The following is an 18308-nucleotide window of genomic DNA, read 5'->3' as shown; positions in this document are numbered from 1 at the left end:
TGCATCCGTGTCGGGGGCGACCGCCCCGCGCGGTGCAGTCTGCCCGCAGGTCGCGCCGAGCACCAGTGCGTATGACGAGGTGGTGGCGGTGACGGAAGCAAAGGCCGGATGCGCCCCCCTGGAAGCGGGTCCGCCGATCCGCGGATTCGGATTCCCGGCCTCCCCCCAGGGGTGCCTTTGAGGTGCCCAAAGCTGTGTTTATGCAGGTGAGAAGCCTGCGGAAGGTGCATATGATCGAAGCGTCCGACCAGCTGAAGCGGCGTCGGCGCCCCGCGTTAGGAGCCATCCCGTGAGCACTGTCCAGCCGATCCGGACCGGTGAGACCCTCGATGTCGACCGCAGCGACGCGCGGTACCGGAGCTGGCTCAAAGACGCCGTCCGCAAGGTCCAGGCCGACGCCAACCGCTCGGCCGACACCCACCTGCTCCGCTTCCCGCTCCCCGAGGAGTGGGGAGTCGACCTGTACCTGAAGGACGAGTCGACCCACCCCACGGGCAGCCTCAAGCACCGCCTGGCCCGCTCGCTCTTCCTCTACGGCCTGTGCAACGGCTGGATCCGGCCCGGCCGTCCGGTGATCGAGGCGTCCAGCGGCTCGACGGCCGTCTCCGAGGCCTATTTCGCGGGGCTCGTCGGTGTGCCCTTCATCGCGGTCATGCCCCGCACCACGAGTGCCGAGAAATGCCGGCTGATCGAATTCCACGGCGGGCAATGCCACTTCGTGGACGACTCGCGCAAGATCTACGAGGAGTCCGTCGCCCTCGCGGCCGAGACCGGCGGCCACTACATGGATCAATTCACCTATGCGGAAAGGGCCACGGACTGGCGTGGCAACAACAACATCGCCGAATCCATTTTCCGCCAACTGGCCCTGGAACGATTCCCGGAACCCGCGTGGATCGTCGCCACGGCCGGTACGGGCGGCACCTCGGCGACTCTCGCCCGCTATGTCCACTACATGCAGGCGGACACCCGTATCTGTGTCGCCGACCCGGACAACTCCTGTTTCTTCGAGGGCTGGATCACCGGGGACGCGGACGTCACCTGCGACCGCGGCTCACGCATCGAGGGCATCGGCAGACCGCGCGTCGAACCGAGCTTCGTGCCCGGGGCCATCGACCGCATGATGAAGGTGCCGGACGCGGCGAGCGTCGCCGCCGTACGAGCCCTGGAGGCGGCCATCGGCCGCAAGGCGGGCGGCTCGACCGGCACCGGCCTGTGGAGCGCCCTGAAGATCGTCGCCGAGATGGTGGCCGAGGGGCGCAGGGGAAGCGTGGTGACGCTGCTGTGCGACCCCGGGGACCGTTATCTCGACAAGTACTACTCGGACGCGTGGCTGGCCGAACAGGGCCTGGACATCGCGCCGTACACGACGGCCATCAACTCCGTGCTGGAGACCGGCGTCTGGCCGGCCTGACCCGGGTCGGGCGCACGGCGGCGCGAGGGGGCGCGTCGCTTCGGGCGTACGGCAGTGCGAGGGCGTGCCGCTTCGGGTGCGCGACGGTACGGGGCCGGTCGTTCCGGGCGCACGACGGTACGGGGCGGGTTGTTTCGGGTGCACGATGCTGCAGGGTGGGCCGTTCCGGGCGTACGGCGGTACGGGGCCGGTCCTTCAACCTCCGCACGTGAAAGTCCGGTTGATCGCTCAGGCGGACGCCGACGCCAGGCGTCGGTCCAGTGCCGTCACCGCGTCCCGGAAGGCGCGGCCCAGGCCGCTCCGCCCCAGGGTGAGTGCCGTCCGGAACACGACGGTTCCGTCGGCGGCGAAGGTCCACCGCACACGCGTCCCCCCGTCCGCGGGCGTCAGCCGCCACTCCTCGACCAGGGCACGGAGCCCCGGCGCGTTCGTGGCGTCCGCGCGGTAGGCGTACACCTCGGGAGCCTTGCTGACCAGGACGGTCTCCTCGAAACGTGTTCCGCCGCGGAGCCGCACCTCGCGCCCGCCGCCGTCGGCGGTGGGCCTCGCGAGGGTCACCGCCGAGAACCACTCGCTCCAGCCGGACACGTCCTCGGCGAGCGCGGAGAAGACGGCCCCGGGAGGCGCGGCCACCTCCCGCGCGAACACCAGACGCAGCGGAGCGGTCCCGACGAAGTCGGGCCCCACCGGACGCAGTCGACGTGCCATGCGTGAACCCCCCTCGCGATCGGCCGCGAGCGGCGGCCGGACGCGCCCGCGCCATGGACGACGCCGACGGCGTGACCGGCGGCGCGGGAAGCGTCACCTCGGCACGGGCGGCGTCACCCTAGCTGACGAACCGTCAAATGTCTGTATCGTCCTCGGGTTCACCGGCCACCACCAGCCGCCGCAGATGCTCCGAGATCTCCGCGCGGGCTTCGGCGGGCATCCCGCCGTCGGTCACCAGCGTGTCGACCTGGTCCAGCGCGGCGAACGAACTGAGGCCCACCGTGCCCCACTTGGTGTGGTCCGCGACCACGATGACCCGTCGCGCGGACTGCACGAGCCGCCGGTTGGTCTCCGCCTCCGCGAGGTTCGGCGTCGACAGCCCCGCCTCGGCCGATATGCCGTGGACGCCGAGGAAGAGGACGTCGAAGTGCAGGGCCGCGATGGCCTGATCGGCCACCGGCCCGACGAGCGAGTCGGACGGTGTGCGCACCCCGCCGGTGAGGACCACGGTTGCCGCGCCCTGACGCTGGCCGGAGGTGCGCTGCGCCGAGTGGAACACATCGGCCACCCGCACCGAGTTGGTGACCACGGTCAGGTCGGGGACGTCCACCAGGTGATGGGCCAGCGCGTACGTCGTCGTACCACCGGAGAGGGCGATCGCCGAACCCGGCGCGACCAACTCCGCCGCGGTCCGCGCGATGTCCTCCTTGGCGGTCAGCTCCAGGCCCGACTTGGCCTCGAAACCCGGTTCGTGCGTGCTCGCCTCGGCCACCGGCACCGCGCCGCCGTGGACCTTCTCGACGACACCCTGACGGGCCAGCGCGTCGAGGTCACGGCGGACCGTCATGTCGGAGACGCCGAGCCTTCGCGTCAGCTCGTTCACGCGGACACCACCGCGGCGGCGCACCTCGTCGAGGATCAGAGCGCGCCGCTGCTCCGCGAGGAGGTTCTGATTCTCACTCACGACCGCTCCGGTCCTTTCGTCGCTGCCTGCCCGACACTCCGTCCGAACCCACTCCCACGTGGACATTCTCCTTGCCCGAGGTCTGGAGGACGACCCATCCTCGCACGGGACACCTTCGGTCGCGCCACTGCCTGGGCACCCGCTGTGCCCCTCCTGTGCCGCAGTGTTCACACGTATCGGGGAGATTTGGTGCCTTCGGGTGTGCACGAGGACCGGAGCGCGAGAGCCTTGTGCCTGCACATGACACCTGAGACACGCGTGGCACGGGGAAGTGCGGAACAGTGGAACGTGCACGGGAACAGGCCGTCGACGGGGAGCCCGGAAGCCCCGTACGACGGCACGAAATGGCGGGCAGCGCCCTGGAACTCCTGGTCCACGGGGTCGGCGGCACCACGCCGGAGGAGATGCTCGACGATCCGCGGACGGTCCGGATCACCGGCGACGCGACGGCGGCCGTCTTCCGGCGCGCCGACGACACCGACGCCGAGGAGCGCCTCGGGGACCACCGCGGCGTACCGGTGCGCGAGGCGTACGTGTGGTGCAACCTCACCTCCGGCAACGGCGCCCGCGCCCTGTGGCTCCTCCTGCTGCCGTTCATGGTCGTCAACCTCGCGCACTGGATGCGCCCCGCCTCGCACGGTCACGGACGGACGGTGCGCCTGTACGGGCTGCTGGTCCGCCTCGCCGGACTCACCCTCACGGTGCTGCTGGTCGCCGCCGCCTGCGAGGTCGCCCTCGACCTGGCCGCCTGGCAGTGCGCGGGCACCCGCCTGTGCGTGCGCAACCATTCCTGGCTCGGATTCCTCTCCCCGGACCGGCCCGACGCCGGCTGGTGGAGCCAGCCGGGCCGCCGGCTCGCCCTGGCCGCCCTCGTGCCCGCGGCGCTCACCACACTCCTGTGGTACCTCTCGCACCGCACCTGGAGCGCGTACGAGTCGCAGCAGCCGATGGCCCGCGCCGCCGGGCACGACGAGGAGACCGAGGGCACCGGACTCGGCCGCCCCGGCTTCTGGTACGGACGCCGTCTGGTGGCCCGGCTGCGTGCCGCGCACACGGCCGCGGGATTCCTGACCGTCGCCGCGGCCGTGGGTTCCCCGGCCGCCCACCACGACCGCGCCCCGAGCGCACCCGCCGTACTGGAAACCCTGGGCGGCCTGCTGAACGCAACGCTCGTGGCGGGCGCGGCCGTTGTGCTGTGGGTGGTCTGCCGTCGCGGCCGCAGCGAGAACAGGATCGACCACGGACGCGACCGGACGCTCGTGCGCCGGCTGCCTCTCGGCTCGCTCGTCCTGCTCGCCCTCAGCCTGGTGTACGCCGGCTGGTCGCGGCCCCGCTGGCACTCGGCGGGGCGTCTGCCGGGCGATGCCACGTTCGGCGGTATCACCCTCGTACAGGGCCTGCTCGTGATCGCCCTGTGCGTGGTCGCCCGCGCCCTGTACCGTACGGCGCCCCGGGCCGTGGACGCGCCCCGGACAGCGGACGGCACCCTTTCCTCGCGGACCGCGATGCGCGGCTTCGCGGGGCCCGCCGTCGCCATGCTCGCCTGCGCGCTCGGCGGTGTGATGTCCGGGGGAGTGTCCCAGCGGGTGGCCGACTGGCTCGACGGCACCCGCCACTCGATCCCCGGCCCGCCCGTCCTGCTGACCTGGCAGGCCTCCGTGATCCCGCCGCTGCTGGTCGTCCTGCTCGCCCTCACCGGCTGGCTCGCCCGCCGCACCTGGCGGCTGCGCCGCCACGAGATGGGCGCCGTCGGACGCGACTACCCGGGCGAGACCAGGGACCGCGCCCGCACCCGCCGCATCGCGAGCACCCGCGCCATGGCCGCTCTCACCGACCGGGCGCCCCTCATGGTCGGCGTCCTGGCGTCCGCGACCCTCCTCCTCGGGGCCTGCGCCCTGGCCGGGGCCCTCGCCACCGGCGACGCCCCGAGCGAGGCGGCCCGCGGGACGAACGGCTTCGTCCACGGGGCGGCCGAGACCGCGCAGGCACTGGGCTCCTGGCTGATCGGCCTCGGCTTCATCCTGTTCGTCACCTGGGGCCGGCGCGCCTACAAGGACCCGGCCGCCCGCCGCACCATCGGCATCCTCTGGGACGTCGGCACCTTCTGGCCGCGCGCCGCCCACCCCTTCGCGCCGCCCTGCTACGCCGAGCGCGCCGTGCCGGACCTGACCTGGCGCATGGCCACCTGGACCCGGGCGACCGGCGGACGGCTCGTGCTCTCCGGACACTCCCAGGGCAGTGTGCTGGCGGCCGCCGCGGCCTGGCAGCTCGACCCCTCGGTACGCGGGAGGGTCGCGCTGCTCACCTACGGCTCACCGCTGGAGCGCCTGTACGGACGCTGGTTCCCGGCCCACTTCGGCCCTGCCGCGCTGGCCTCGCTGCACCGCGACGTGGCCTGCTGGCGCAACCTGTACCGGCGCACCGACCCGATCGGCGGACCCGTCATGCTGCCCGGGGACTGCGGTCCCGAGGTCGACCACGAGCCGCTGAAGGACCCGCTCGCCTACGGACGCACCGAGCGGCAGCCGCTGCCCGCGCCGGTTCTCGGCCACTCCGACTACCAGGCGGACCCGGTCTTCGCCGACGAGCGTGAACTCCTGCTGCAGCGGCTGCTGCCCGACGTGCCGGGCCAGCGTCCCCGCGAGGACGCTCAGGGCAGTTCCGGCAGGTCCTGCGAGTAGAGCAGGGTCAGGTCGTCCGTGGTCGGCTCGTCCAGCTTGGCGACCCGGCCCGCGTGCCGCTCCACCATCGCCTCGAACGTCTGCCGCGCCGTGCGGCCGTTGCCGAAGGCAGGCCCTCTCGGGATGGAGGTGAAGTACTTCAGGACCGCCTCGGGCGCGCCCGGACCCAGCCGGTACTCGTGCTCCTCGGCCTGCTGCTCCACGATCCGCAGCAGCTCGGTGGGGAGGTAGTCGTTGAAGGTGATGGTCCGTGAGAAGCGGGACGCCACTCCGGGGTTGACCGACAGGAACCGCTCCATCTCGGCGGTGTACCCCGCGACGATCACGACCACCGCCTCCCGGTGGTCCTCCATCAGCTTCACCAGCGTGTCGATGGCCTCGCGCCCGAAGTCGCGGCCCGAGTCCTCCGGCGACAGCGCGTACGCCTCGTCGATGAACAGCACGCCGCCGCGTGCCCGGTCGAACGCCTCCTGGGTGCGGATCGCGGTCGACCCGATGTGCTCGCCGACCAGGTCCACCCGGGAGACCTCGACGAGATGCCCCTTCTCCAGCACTCCCAGCGAGGCCAGGATCTCGCCGTACAGCCGGGCGACGGTCGTCTTGCCGGTGCCGGGGGAGCCGGTGAAGACGAGATGGCGCCGTGCGGACGCCGCCTTGAGGCCCGCCTGCTGGCGGCGGCGGCCCACCTCGATCATGTCGGTGAGGGCGCGCACCTCGCGTTTGACGTTGTCCAGGCCCACCAGTGTGTCGAGTTCACCGAGGACGATCCGCGATCCGCGGGTCGGCGGCGCGGGCTCGGCGCCGGTGACGACGGGTTCCCGCTCGGTGCTGCGCTGGCCGGGGATCGTCCCCAGCAGACTGGCGGACGAAGCCGAGGTCTCGACCGCCGTCGCGTGGACGGGGGTGCGCAGTGAGCCGCTCTCGTCGCTCGCGCAGTCCTCGACGACGGGGCCCGAGCCCGGGGCTGAGCCGCTGTCGGCGAACTCGTAGCCCCCGCGCGCGCATCGCTCCGTACGGCACTTGCGCAGGGTCGCCCGGCAGCCGTCTATGACATGGAAGCCGTAGCCTCCGCTGTCCGCCACACGGCAGTTCAGGAAGCTGCCCCGGCCGTCTGCCGACACGTAGAAGCCCGCCTCGGCGGGCGAGGAGACCGTGCAGCGCTCGAAGGTCGGATCGGCGCCCTTGGTGACGATCACGCCGGTCTGCGTGCCGCCGATGATGCAGCCCGACAGAGTGCCGCCGCTGCCGTGGTCGCGGAACCAGGCCCCCGTGGCTGCGTCCCGGATGCGGCAGTCGTCGAGCTGGGCGGTCGCGCCGTCGCTCACCGACACCGCGGTGTTGCGCACCTGGGAGAGGTCGCAGTCGACGACGTCCGCGCGTGAGCCCCGGTCGAGGACGAACAGCGCGTCCGGCACGTCGTGCACCCGGCACGAGTCCAGGACGGCGGTCGCGCCGTCGCTCACCCACACCGCGGGATAGTCGCCCGTGCTGTCGAAGATCTCGCACTGGTTGGCATCCACCCGGGTGCCCGGGTCCCAGACCGACAGGCCGTTGCGCCCGAACTGCCGCACGGTCGTACGGGTCAGGGTGAGCACCGAGCGGGAACGCAGGTCCACGGCGTTCTCCGGGATGTCGTGGATGCGGCAGTCGGCGAGCGTGAGCACGGCGTCCGTGTCGAGGGTGACGCCGTCCGCGGTCGTGCGGTGCACATCGCAGTCGGTGAGGTGGGCCGTGGCCCGGGCGGTGATCTGCACCCCGGAGCCCTTGACCTCGTACACCTCGCAACCGATCGCCTCCAGCGAGGAGTTCTCGCCGGTCACCGACAGCCCCGGACCGGAAGTGTGGTGCACCCGGCAGCGCTCGAGGCGCGGACGCGCGCCCCCGCGGACCACGACCCCCGACTGACCGGCCGCCACGACCTCGCACTCCTCGAACACCCCGCCGCCGCCGTCCAGTACGGCGATGCCGACGCCCGCGGGGTTGTCGACGGTGCAACGGCGCACGGTCGGGCGGGCGCCCCCGCGGACCTCGATCCCGGCCGCGGAGCGCGTGACGATCCGCACGTTGAGCAGCTCCGGTGTGCCCTCTTCGACGAGCAGTGCGGGCGAGGCCGAGTCCTGGCCCTCCACATGCAGGTCCTGCACGACGGCCGAGGCCCGTACGGTCAACGCCACGCCGTCGACCGGCGCGATGCGGACGGAGCCGGGGGAACCCTCGGGGCCGCGCAGCGTCACCGCGCGCTCCACCACCAGGTTCTCCCGGTAGGTGCCGGGGGCGACGGTCAGCACGTCACCCTCGGCCGCGGCCTCCAGGGCGGCGGCCAGCGATGCGTACTCACCTGTGCGGCGCCGCCACCGCGAGGTTCCGGTGTGCGTCACCTGGACCGTGCCCTGTGCCATGGCGCTGTTGTGCCCCCACCTCGTCGTACGCGGGTCCTGCGAGGTCGTGCTGATGCCCCGTCGGTCGCGGGTGCCCGGTCCCTGCCGGACAGCCTCTCACGACGGTGCCGAACGGTTCGGCCGGTCCACCGTAGCGTGCGCGGGGACGCCCGGTTGACCGGAGCGGGAAGGCCGTCAGCTGCCGGTGTCTGCCTTGCCCCAGTCGGGACCCGCCTTGGCCCAGGCCCGGTCCCATCCGGTGTGACGCCGGCGGATCATGTGCCACAGGATCAGCCGCCGGGCGCCTTCCAGGAGTCCGGCCGACAGCACCGCCGCGCCGAAACCGGCCAGAGCGGAGTGCGTGGTCGCGGTGGCGCTGTCCAGCGGGCGGCCCATTATTCGTCCGTGCCGGTCGGTCCAGATCGAGAACCGGTCCCCCGGGAGCGGTGTCTTGAGGCCGGCGATCACCGTGCCACGCCGCGGGGTGCCGTCCGGCGCCGTCCAGTCGGCCACGACGCGGCTGCGCGCATCCCGTCCCGAGGGGGTCTCGGGGTCGGGGGCCAACGGGCCCCGGGACAGCTTCCTGACGACGACGGCCGCCACATGGTGCCGGTCCTTGCGCTGGTCCCGGACGGCCTTCTGCAGTGTCCCCTGTACGGAGACCCCCACGGCCGTTCCGGCGAGGGGCGCCGCGACCAGGATGAGCAGGAGCGTGGCCAGGGCCAGCCAGGCCTCCAGGAGATCTGTCGTGCGGCGCAGCGGATTGCGCCGCCAGCGCCAGAGACCGATGATCGCGCGCACCGTCCCGCACCCCCTTCCGCCTCCGTGATTACCAGCAGCGGAGCCGTTCACACGCGAGGCCGGGGAAGAGAGGCCAGCCTCACCCTCCCCCAGGGCCCTTCATGAACATCTCGCACAGACTCAACGATCCGGCCCGGCCCCGGTGTTCCCGGTGTCCGGTCTCTGGCGGAATGTCGTCGGACGGGCTACGCGAGGACCGTGACGGGGTCGCCGACCCGCAGCGAGCCACGGGTCTCGGGTACCAGGTTCTGCCCGAACATCGCCTTTCCGTCGAAGCGCCGGTGCCGGGCGAGCGTGCGCAGCGGTTCCTTGCCGCGCCGGGCGGTGTCCTGGTCGGTCGTGGTGACGATGCAACGGCCGCACATCCGGGTGACCCGGAAGGTGACCTCGCCGATGGCGATCCGCGACCACGCGTCCTCGGCCCAGCCCTCGGTGCCGGAGACGACGACGTTCGGCCGGAAGCGGCTCATCGGCAGCGGGCCCTCCTCGGCCCGGTCGCCCTGGGCTATCAGAGAGTTGAGCGCGTCCAGCGATCCGAGCGTGGTGACGAGCAGCGGATAGCCGTCGGCGAAACTGACGGTCTCGCCCGGCAGCGCGAAGTCCGGGTCGACGGGCCGACGGGTCGCCGGATCGTCCATGTGGACGAGGCGCACGTCAGCGCCCACGTACGCACTGCACCACGCGTGCGCGGCCGGGTCGGCGAGGACGCCTTCCACCTTGTCGCTGAAGATCTCCACCGTTGTCGTACCGATGGGTTCGGGTACGGGAACCGTCACGGACTCGCGGTTCGCGGCGGACAGACGCAGGCCGCCGCCGGAGAGTATCTCGGCGGCGGCCAGTGCCAGACGCGGCTGCTCGCGCTGCGTGACGACCTTTCCCCCGTCGTCGATCAGGACCCAGCGTCGGTCTCCGGCCAGCCCCCAGGGCTCCACCACGGCCTCCTGGAGCGAATGGCTCCGGAAGGCCTTGACCGGATGGACGTGAATCGAGTGCAGCAGCGCGTTCCCCATGACCGCCATGGTGCCAGGAGGTACCGACAATCCGGTCAGGGGATGTCAGTACCCGCGGTACTGCTGACCGTTGTAGGGGTCCTGGTACGGAGCGGGGGCGGGCCGGGGAGCCGCGGGGCGCATCGCCTCGAAGCCCGTGCCGGGCGCCATCGGGCGGGGCTGCTGCGGCTGGGGGCTGGGATAGCCCCGTGGTGCGCCGGCCTGCTGCGGGATGTACGGCGCGGGGGCCTGCTGCAGCGGAGAGGGCTGCTGGGCCGGCTGGTAGCCGTAGGAGGAGGGGCCGGCCGGCAGCGCGGGGAGCGCGGACGGCAGTGCCGGGAGGTTGTTGCTCATGCCCGGGTCGTAGGCGGAAGGGACCCGGATCGGGGCGATCTGAGGGGTACCCCGCTCGGCGACGAGGGAGTCGTAGATCGGGGTGTCCTGGAAGGCGGAGTAGTAACCGCCGCCATAGGTGGAGCGGGGGGAGGTCATGGCACATAAGTTAAGCCCACGATGTGCTGGTTGGGGAGACCGATAAGAGGGTTGTTTTCCGTGCCCGCGGTGACGCGGGATCCCCAATGCGAGCGAACTTGGCAAAAAAGGACGTCAAAGATGGTTGAGATCGTGTAAAGGCCGAGCCTCGGACGGGTTACCGGCGGTTGACCAGGATCTTCCTGCGCGAGCCATGGGAGTCGGTGGACCCGGGGATTAGGTTTGGCGAGAGCGGAGCCGGCGGTCCGTTCGGGACTCGTACCGGCGCGGAGACACGTTGATGGGGGCGTACATGTCAATGCCTAAGGGATCGAATGTTCCTGTCCCGACGAGCGCACTCCGGGTGGAATTGGGGTGGCGTTCAGGACAGGGGGTGCCCGACGCCGATGCGTCCGCCCTTCTGCTGGTGGCCGGAAAGGTTCGTTCGGACGGCGACTTCGTCTTCTACAACCAGCCGGCGCACGCCTCGGGCTCCGTGCGCCACGAGGGCAAGCGGAACGACGGCGGCCAGGTGACCGACACCCTGTTCGTCGACCTCACGCGCGTGGAACCCGCCGTCGAGACCGTGGTCCTGGCCGCCTCCGCGGACGGCGGCTCCTTCGGGCGCGTTCCCGGGCTGTACATCCGGGTCCTCGACGTACACGGCGGCACGGAGATCGCCCGCTTCGACAGCACCGACGCGACCGTGGAGACCGCCTTCGTCCTGGGCGAGTTCTACCGGCGCCAGGGGGCCTGGAAGTTCCGCGCCGTCGGGCAGGGCTACGGAAGCGGCCTCGAAGGGCTGGCCACCGACTACGGGATCACGGTGGACGAGCCGCAGCACGCGGCGCCCCCGGCCGCCGCGCCGCAGGGGCCCGCCACCCTCGTGCAAGGACCGCCGCCCCCCGTCGCACCCCCCGTCACGATGCCGCCGCCGGTCGCCCCGCCCGTCACGATGCCGCCCCCCATGGCCCCTCCGGCGCCCGTCCGCCTCTCCAAGGTGACACTGACCAAGGAGGCACCCTCCGTCTCGCTCTCCAAACAGGGCGGCACCGGCGGCGCCATGCGCGTCAACCTCAACTGGGAAGTGCGCAAGCAGTTCTCGGGGTGGGGCAGCAAACGCGGCCGGGCCGTCGCCATGCACGCGGACCTCGACCTCGACCTCTGCGCCCTGTACGAACTGTCCGACGGCCGCAAGGGAGTCGTGCAGGCACTCGGCAACGCCTTCGGGGCACTGCACCAGCCGCCCTTCATACATCTCGACGGTGACGACCGCACCGGAGCCGTGGACGGCGGCGAGAACCTCACCATCAACCTCGACCACAAACAGAACTTCCGGCGCATCCTCATCTTCGTGACCATCTACGAAGGCGCCCGGTCCTTCGCCGACCTGCACGCCACGGTCACCCTCCAGCCGCAGAACGGGGCGCCCATCGACTTCTCGCTCGACGAATGCACGGTGCCCTCCACCGTCTGCGCGCTCGCCCTCATCACCGGCAACGGCGCCGACCTGGTCGTCCAGCGCGAGGCCCGGTATCTGATCCCCGCGCGCGGGGTGAGTCCGCAGCGCACCGTCGACCAGGTCTACGGCTGGGGCATGAACTGGACGCCGGGCAGGAAGTGACCTGGCTAGGGGGTGTCGTCGAACGCGGCGCCGGGGCGTGCGTAGGTGCGGCCCTTCCAGGCCGCGCCGCGCCCCCTGTAGTGCTGCACCGCGGAATCGACCGTCATGAGGAGATACAGGAACGCGGTGACCGGCAACAGGGGGGCGAGCGCCAGGGGCTGCCCGTAGTAACGGAGCATCGGTCCGTAGGTCGCCGTCATCACCAGCCAGGCGAGCCCGCCGGCCGCGGCCGCCCACGCGTTCCCCGCGGCGAGGCCCGCCACGAGGGCGACCGGCGGCACCAGGTACACCACGGCGAGCCCGGCGACCGTCCCGGCGAGCAGCAGCGGGCTGTGCCGCAACTGGGCGTACGCGCTGCGCGAGACCATGCGCCACAGGTCGCGCAGCCGCGGATAGGGACGCACGCTGTCCACGCGCTCGGCCAGGCCCAGCCAGATGTGGCCGCCGCCGCGCTTGACGGCACGGGCGAGGGCCACGTCGTCGATGACGGCATGCCGGATCGCGTCCGGGATCCGCGCCCGCTCGGCGGCGTCCGCGCGCAGCAGGACGCATCCCCCCGCCGCGGCCGCCGTCCGCGAGCCCTTCACGGCGATCCGGCGGAAGGGGTAGAGCTGCGCGAAGAAGTAGACGAAGGCGGGCACGACGAGCCGTTCCCACATGCTCTCCACGCGCAGCCGCGCCATCTGCGAGACGAGGTCGAAGCCACCCGTGCGGGCCGCCGCCACCAGGAGCCGCAGACTGTCCGGGGCATGCGCGATGTCGGCGTCGGTCAGCAGCAGGTATTCGGGCTTTCGCGCGCGGGCGAGGCCGATGCCGTGGCGTACGGCCCACAGCTTGCCCGTCCAGCCCGCCGGCGGCTCTCCGGGCGAACCGACGGTGAGCGGCAGGCCCCCGTGCCGGCGCGCCAGTTCGCGGGCCAGCTCTCCCGTGCCGTCCGAGCTGCCGTCGTCGACGAGGAAGATCTCGGCCCGCCCCGGATAGTCCTGGGCCAGGAGCGACGGAAGACTCGCGGGCAGGATCGCGGCCTCGTCCCGGGCCGGCACCACGACACAGACGGACGGCCAGTCCGACGGTTCACGGCAGGCGGGCAACGTCACGTCCGTACGCCAGAAGAAGCCCTGGCCGAGCAGCAGCCACAGCCATGCGGCCAGTGATCCGACGGCGATCCACACGAGGGCGCTCACCCGCCGCAGTCTGCCCCACCGCGGTCGCCCGTAAAGACGGATCGTCTATGGTGACCGGGTGAAGATCGCGCTCATGGACTCAGGAATCGGACTGCTCGCTGCTGCCGCCGCGGTGCGTCGACTGCGGCCCGACGCCGATCTCGTCCTCTCCTCCGACCCCGGCAGCATGCCCTGGGGACCCCGCACACCGGAAGACGTCACCGCGCGTGCCCTCGCGGTCGCCGAGGCCGCCGCGCTGCACCGGCCCGACGCCCTGATCGTCGCCTGCAACACCGCCTCCGTACGTGCCCTGACCGCCCTGCGCGCCCGCCTCGAGCCGCAGGTGCCCGTCATCGGCACCGTCCCGGCGATCAAACCGGCCGCCGCGGGCGGCGGACCCGTGGCCATCTGGGCCACGCCCCTCACCACGGGCAGCCCGTACCAGCGCGGACTGATCGAGGAGTTCGCCGCCGGAGTGGCGGTCACCGAGGTGGCCTGCCCCGGACTCGCGGACGCCGTCGAGCACGCCGACCAGGCCGCCATCGACGCGGCGATCGCGGCGGCCGCGGCGCGCACCCCCGAGGACGTGACATCCGTCGTCCTGGGCTGCACCCACTACGAGCTCGTCGCCGAGCGCATCCGCGCGGCCGTGCAGCGCCCCGGCCGCCCGCCGCTCGTCCTGCACGGCAGCGCCGGAGCGGTCGCCACCCAGGCACTGCGCCGGATCGGCGAGCTCCCGGACCCCAAGGCCCCCGCCACCTCCACCGTCACGGTGCTCCAGAGCGGCCGCGAGGGAGCCCTGTCCGCCACGGCGCTCACCTACGAGGAAGGCCGCATTCTGTCGGCGGTCAGCCCCGCGCGCTGAGCGCCGCAGTCCCCACCCTCATCGCTCGGCGGAGAGACCGGTGCCCGCGCAGCGGAACCTGAGTAGTCTCAAGACATGAGGGACCACCCCCACGGCGAAACCTCCCCCCACCCGGAGATCTGGACCGGGCGTGCGAGGAACCGCGTCCAGTGGCTGCCCGCCATAGGCGGCGTGGCCTGCCTGGCACTCGGGATCGAACTGGCCGTCACCTCCGGCGGGACATCGGGAACGGCACCGCTGGTCATGTCCGTCGTCGGGTGCATCGCGGCCGGACTGCTCATCCTCTTCGGCACGCTCGCCTTCGTCCATGTCGCCGTGCGGGTGGACGAGGACTTCCTGGAGGTGCGCTGCGGTCACATAGGGGTTCCGCGCCGCCGCATCCCCCTCTCCACGGTGGTCGGCGCCGACTTCGCGCCCCAGGTCACCCCGCGTCAGTGGGGTGGCTGGGGGTATCGCTGGCGGCCCGAGCAGGGCACAGGCGTGATCGTCCGGCGAGGCGAGGGCATGGTGCTGCGCCTGGGCGACGGTCACACGTTCACGATCACCGTGGACAACGCCGAGGCGGCGGTCCGGGTCATCCGCGGCCGGCTGCGCCCGGACAGGACCGGCGTGCGGCGCTGACGGCCGGACCGGGCGTCGCTCACGTCTTCAGCCGGCCGTCGGAGTGCCGGGCGCCGGAGTGCCGGGCCTCGTTCACGTCTTCAGGCGGCCGTCCGAGTGCCGGGCCGGGGCCGGGACCTCGTCCGGCTCCGCCGCGGCCAGCGGCCGCGCGGTCGCGAACCCGGCCAGCAGCCCCGCGCCCGCGGTCACCGTCATGAAGCTCAGCGCGTTGCCGATCGACGCGATGGCGGCCACCGCGGTCAGGGCGGCGCCCGCCGTCAGCGCGACCGGCGTGGTGCGCGGCGAGCGCAGCAGCGCGTACAGGACCCAGCAGAACGCCGCCGCGAGCAGGACCACTCCGGTCAGCCCCTGCTCGGCGGCCTGCTGCAGGGGCGCGGAGTGGGGTTTGCCGTCGGGCAGCAGGGACTGGGCGACCGTGGGACTGAACTCTCCGTACCGGCCGGGTCCGACGCCCAGTCCGGGATCCGCGCGGGCCATGCGCAGGGCGTCGTGCCAGAGCAGGACGCGGTGCTCGGTGAGCTGCCCCTCCAGGGAGGCGGCCGGTCCGCCCGGCAGCACGTCCTCGCCGATCGCCCACGTCGCCCCGGTCACCAGGGCCGTGCCGGCCGCGAACCCCGTCAGGCCGAGGGCCCGGCGGCCCACACGGGCGGTGGCGAGCGAACACAGCAGGACCCCGGTGCAGGTGACGACTCCGGTGGTGGACCCGAGGAAGGCCGCAGTCACCGCGGTTCCGGCGGCCTGCAGGCGCAGCGCGAGCCGCAGTGGGGACGGGCGCGCGGCCCAGGCGGCGCAGCACGCCGCGCCGCAGGAGAGGGTGAGCAGGGCGGCCGTGGCACCGGTGTGGCCGAGCTGCAGGCTGATCTGCGGGCCGGGCGTGGCGATCGCGAGGCCGAGCCCGGCCAGCGCCGCGGCACAGGGGGCGGCCACCGGCAGGAGCGCTCCGGAGATCCGTCCCGCGGCGTACCCCGCCGTCACGGCGAGGACCGCCAGCAGCATGCCCTCGGGTCGGCCGTCGTGCGCCGCCGCCGCGATCAGCGACCAGCCGGCACAGGCCGCGAGCACGACGATGCCGGCGATGTCCGAAGCGCTGCGTCTTTCGCCCGTGGGCACCGCGTCGGCCATGGACGCCATCTCCGCGGAACCCACCCCCGTCGCCCCCCGACTCCGTCGGGCCCCGGGCGTCGTCACCGCATCCGGTCGCACGTCAGAGGCTCGGCCACACCGTAACGGCTGGTGCGCAGGTTTGGGGACCCGTTGTGCAGAAACGTTGCAGCAGGTCTGTGCACGAGGACCCGTCGAACCCCGTTCCACCCATCGGGACCCGGCAGGCCGAGCTGTCCGCCCCCAGGTCAGCCGCCGTACACTCCCCGAGTGACCGCCACCGCAACCACCGTAGACGAGCCGGAACAGCTCGAACCCCAGGCCGCGCCCGCCCCACGCGGGTCCGCCCTGGTGCGCCGCCTAGTTCCGGCCGCCGCCGCGGCGCTCTCCGGAGTGCTGCTGTATGTCAGCTTCCCGCCACGGACCCTGTGGTGGCTCGCCCTGCCAGCCTTCGCGGTCTTCGCCTGGACCCTGCGCGGTCGTTCCTGGAAGGCCGGTCTCGGCCTCGGGTATCTGTTCGGCCTCGGATTCCTGCTGCCCCTGCTGGTCTGGACCGGCGTCGAGGTCGGCTCCGGACCCTGGCTCGCGCTCGTCGCGGTGGAGGCGATCTGCATAGCGCTCGTCGGCGCGGGGATCACCTTCGTCTCCCGGCTGCCCGGGTGGCCGCTGTGGGCGGCGGCCGTCTGGATCGCCGGCGAGGCGGCACGCGCGCGTGCGCCCTTCGGCGGCTTCCCCTGGGGGAAGGTCGCGTTCGGCCAGGCCGACGGTGTGTTCCTGCCGCTCGCCGCGGTCGGCGGCACTCCGGTCCTCGGCTTCGGCGTCGTGCTGTGCGGCTTCGGGCTGTACGAGATCGTCCGTCTCGTCGTCGAGCGCCGCGGCACCGGCGTCCTGCGCCGCGGCGGCGCCGCGGTGGCGCTGTTCAGCATGGCCGTCCCGGTCCTCGGCGCGCTCGCCGCGCGGACGCTGGTCAGCGACAAGGCCGAGGACGGCACGGCGACGGTCGCGCTCATCCAGGGCAACGTCCCGCGCGCGGGACTCGACTTCAACGCGCAGCGGCGCGCCGTCCTCGACCACCACGTGGCCGAGACCGAGCGGCTGGCCGCCGAGGTCAGGGCCGGCAAGAAGCCCAAGCCCGACCTGGTGCTCTGGCCGGAGAACTCCTCCGACATCGACCCGTATGCCAACCGCGACGCCCGCTACGTGATCGACGGGGCGGCCAAGGCGATCGGCGCCCCCGTCTCCGTCGGCGCGGTCGTCAAGCGGGGCGGCAAGCTCTACAACGAGCAGATCCTGTGGGACCCGGTCAAGGGCCCGGTGAAGACGTACGACAAGCGCCAGGTCCAGCCGTTCGGCGAGTACCTCCCCCTGCGCCCGCTGCTCGGAGCGATCAACAAGAACTGGACGAGCATGGTCCGCCAGGACTTCAGCCGCGGCACGAAGCCGGGGGTGTTCAAGATGAACGGCACCGGCGTCGGGCTCGTCACCTGTTACGAGGCGGCGTTCGACTGGGCCGTGCGCAGCACCGTCACCGACGGCGCGCAGATCATCTCCGTGCCCAGCAACAACGCGACCTTCGACCGCAGCGAGATGACCTACCAGCAGCTCGCCATGTCCCGCATCCGCGCCGTCGAGCACAGCCGTACCGTCACGGTGCCCGTGACGAGCGGGGTCAGCGCCGTGATCATGCCCGACGGGAAGATCACCCAGAAGACCGGGATGTTCGTCGCCGACTCGCTGGTCCAGAAGGTGCCGCTGCGTTCCTCCGAGACCCCGGCCACGAAGCTCGGCATCATTCCCGAGGTGCTCCTGGTGCTGATCGCCGCGGGCGGCCTCGGCTGGGCGGCCGCGACGGCGGTCCGGTCGCGCCGGAACACCGGCGCCTAGGACAGGGCCGCGGCCTGTGCGCCGCGGTGGAACACGGGTGCCCGGGACCGGGCCGAAGCTTGTGCGCCGCGGTCCCGTCCCGGGCGCCCGTGACCGGGCCGAAGCCTGTCCGCGAGGCGGCGACGTCGCGCGGATATGGTCTGGGCCATGGCAACTCCCGACTTCATCCGCACCATCCGGGCCTTCGCGGGCCACCAGCTCCTCTGGCTCCCCGGAGTCAGTGCCGTGGTCTTCGACGACGGGGGCAGGGTTCTGCTCGGCCAGCGTTCGGACAGCCACAAATGGGCGCTGATCTCCGGCATCCCGGACCCGGGGGAGCAGCCCGCGGCCTGCGCGGTGCGCGAGGTGTACGAGGAGACGGCCGTGCACATCGAGGTCGAGCGCGTCGTGATGATCCAGGCCGGCGGACAGGTGACCTTCGCCAACGGTGACGTCTGTCAGTTCATGGACACCACCCTCCGATGCCGTGCCGTCGGCGGCGAGGCCCGCGTCAACGACGACGAGTCGCTCCACGTCGCCTGGTTCGACGTGAACGCCCTGCCGAAGCTCGACGACTACGCGCTCCGCCGGATCAAGCAGGCGCTGCTCGACGAACCCACATGGTTCGAGCCCACGACCTGACGGTGAAGTGTGTGCGCTGACCA

Annotated in this window: 15 protein-coding genes; 7 read left to right on the top strand and 8 right to left on the bottom strand. The window is 72.4% G+C overall.

Going from position 1 to position 18308, the window contains the following annotated elements:
* Positions 1-289: 289 nt before the first annotated feature.
* The gene (locus tag ACH4S8_RS09115; protein WP_398392055.1) at positions 290-1414 is read left to right on the top strand and encodes a PLP-dependent cysteine synthase family protein; all 1125 of its coding nucleotides are present in this window, start codon (positions 290-292) and stop codon (positions 1412-1414) included.
* Between the two features lie 228 nt (positions 1415-1642).
* Here ACH4S8_RS09115 and ACH4S8_RS09110 read toward each other — a convergent pair whose 3' ends face one another.
* Both ACH4S8_RS09110 and ACH4S8_RS09105 read right to left on the bottom strand, forming a co-directional pair.
* The gene (locus tag ACH4S8_RS09110) at positions 1643-2122 is read right to left on the bottom strand and encodes an SRPBCC family protein (protein ID WP_398392054.1); all 480 of its coding nucleotides are present in this window, start codon (positions 2120-2122) and stop codon (positions 1643-1645) included.
* Positions 2123-2255: 133 nt separating this feature from the next.
* On the bottom strand, positions 2256-3086 hold the full coding sequence (locus ACH4S8_RS09105; RefSeq protein ID WP_398392053.1) for a DeoR/GlpR family DNA-binding transcription regulator: 831 nt from the start codon (positions 3084-3086) through the stop codon (positions 2256-2258).
* Between the two features lie 281 nt (positions 3087-3367).
* Here ACH4S8_RS09105 and ACH4S8_RS09100 point away from each other — a divergent pair, with 281 nt between their 5' ends.
* Positions 3368-5767: a hypothetical protein gene (locus ACH4S8_RS09100; protein ID WP_398392052.1), complete on the top strand. Its 2400-nt coding sequence runs from the start codon at positions 3368-3370 to the stop codon at positions 5765-5767.
* Here the strand turns inward: ACH4S8_RS09100 and ACH4S8_RS09095 are convergent.
* From ACH4S8_RS09095 to ACH4S8_RS09080, 4 genes are all read right to left on the bottom strand, one after another.
* Positions 5737-8166 (bottom strand): right-handed parallel beta-helix repeat-containing protein, encoded by a 2430-nt coding sequence (locus tag ACH4S8_RS09095; RefSeq protein ID WP_398392051.1) that lies wholly within the window; start codon positions 8164-8166, stop codon positions 5737-5739. The genes ACH4S8_RS09100 and ACH4S8_RS09095 overlap by 31 nt on opposite strands.
* Before the next feature lie 174 nt (positions 8167-8340).
* Positions 8341-8946 carry a hypothetical protein gene (locus tag ACH4S8_RS09090; protein ID WP_398392050.1) on the bottom strand — a complete coding sequence of 202 codons (606 nt, stop codon included), beginning with the start codon at positions 8944-8946 and terminating at the stop codon, positions 8341-8343.
* Positions 8947-9131: 185 nt separating this feature from the next.
* Complete coding sequence (locus tag ACH4S8_RS09085) at positions 9132-9956, bottom strand: MOSC domain-containing protein (protein WP_398392049.1); 825 nt, start codon at positions 9954-9956, stop codon at positions 9132-9134.
* 45 nt (positions 9957-10001) lie between these two features.
* Positions 10002-10427 (bottom strand): DUF6643 family protein, encoded by a 426-nt coding sequence (locus tag ACH4S8_RS09080; protein WP_398392048.1) that lies wholly within the window; start codon positions 10425-10427, stop codon positions 10002-10004.
* 292 nt (positions 10428-10719) lie between these two features.
* Here ACH4S8_RS09080 and ACH4S8_RS09075 point away from each other — a divergent pair, with 292 nt between their 5' ends.
* A complete protein-coding gene (locus tag ACH4S8_RS09075) occupies positions 10720-12030 on the top strand; it encodes a TerD family protein (RefSeq protein WP_398392047.1) in 1311 nt (436 codons plus the stop codon).
* A 5-nt stretch (positions 12031-12035) separates the two neighbouring features.
* Here ACH4S8_RS09075 and ACH4S8_RS09070 read toward each other — a convergent pair whose 3' ends face one another.
* Entirely contained in the window at positions 12036-13214 is a 1179-nt protein-coding gene (locus tag ACH4S8_RS09070; protein WP_398392046.1) for a glycosyltransferase, read from the bottom strand.
* A 58-nt stretch (positions 13215-13272) separates the two neighbouring features.
* Here ACH4S8_RS09070 and ACH4S8_RS09065 point away from each other — a divergent pair, with 58 nt between their 5' ends.
* Both ACH4S8_RS09065 and ACH4S8_RS09060 read left to right on the top strand, forming a co-directional pair.
* Positions 13273-14058: a glutamate racemase gene (locus ACH4S8_RS09065; protein WP_398392045.1), complete on the top strand. Its 786-nt coding sequence runs from the start codon at positions 13273-13275 to the stop codon at positions 14056-14058.
* 75 nt (positions 14059-14133) lie between these two features.
* The gene (locus tag ACH4S8_RS09060) at positions 14134-14679 is read left to right on the top strand and encodes a hypothetical protein (protein WP_398392044.1); all 546 of its coding nucleotides are present in this window, start codon (positions 14134-14136) and stop codon (positions 14677-14679) included.
* 72 nt (positions 14680-14751) lie between these two features.
* Here the strand turns inward: ACH4S8_RS09060 and ACH4S8_RS09055 are convergent, their stop codons facing one another.
* Positions 14752-15801 carry an O-antigen ligase family protein gene (locus ACH4S8_RS09055; RefSeq protein WP_398392043.1) on the bottom strand — a complete coding sequence of 350 codons (1050 nt, stop codon included), beginning with the start codon at positions 15799-15801 and terminating at the stop codon, positions 14752-14754.
* 249 nt (positions 15802-16050) lie between these two features.
* Between ACH4S8_RS09055 and lnt the strand changes: the two genes are divergently transcribed.
* A complete protein-coding gene (gene lnt, locus ACH4S8_RS09050) occupies positions 16051-17664 on the top strand; it encodes an apolipoprotein N-acyltransferase (protein ID WP_398392042.1) in 1614 nt (537 codons plus the stop codon).
* 147 nt (positions 17665-17811) lie between these two features.
* Positions 17812-18285: an NUDIX hydrolase gene (locus tag ACH4S8_RS09045; protein WP_398392041.1), complete on the top strand. Its 474-nt coding sequence runs from the start codon at positions 17812-17814 to the stop codon at positions 18283-18285.
* Positions 18286-18308: the final 23 nt, after the last annotated feature.

This window comes from Streptomyces sp. NPDC021080 (assembly GCF_044333225.1).
Taxonomy (GTDB): domain Bacteria; phylum Actinomycetota; class Actinomycetes; order Streptomycetales; family Streptomycetaceae; genus Streptomyces.
Note: the sequence above shows the minus strand (reverse complement) of the source record. Positions and strands in the feature narration are given on the sequence as shown.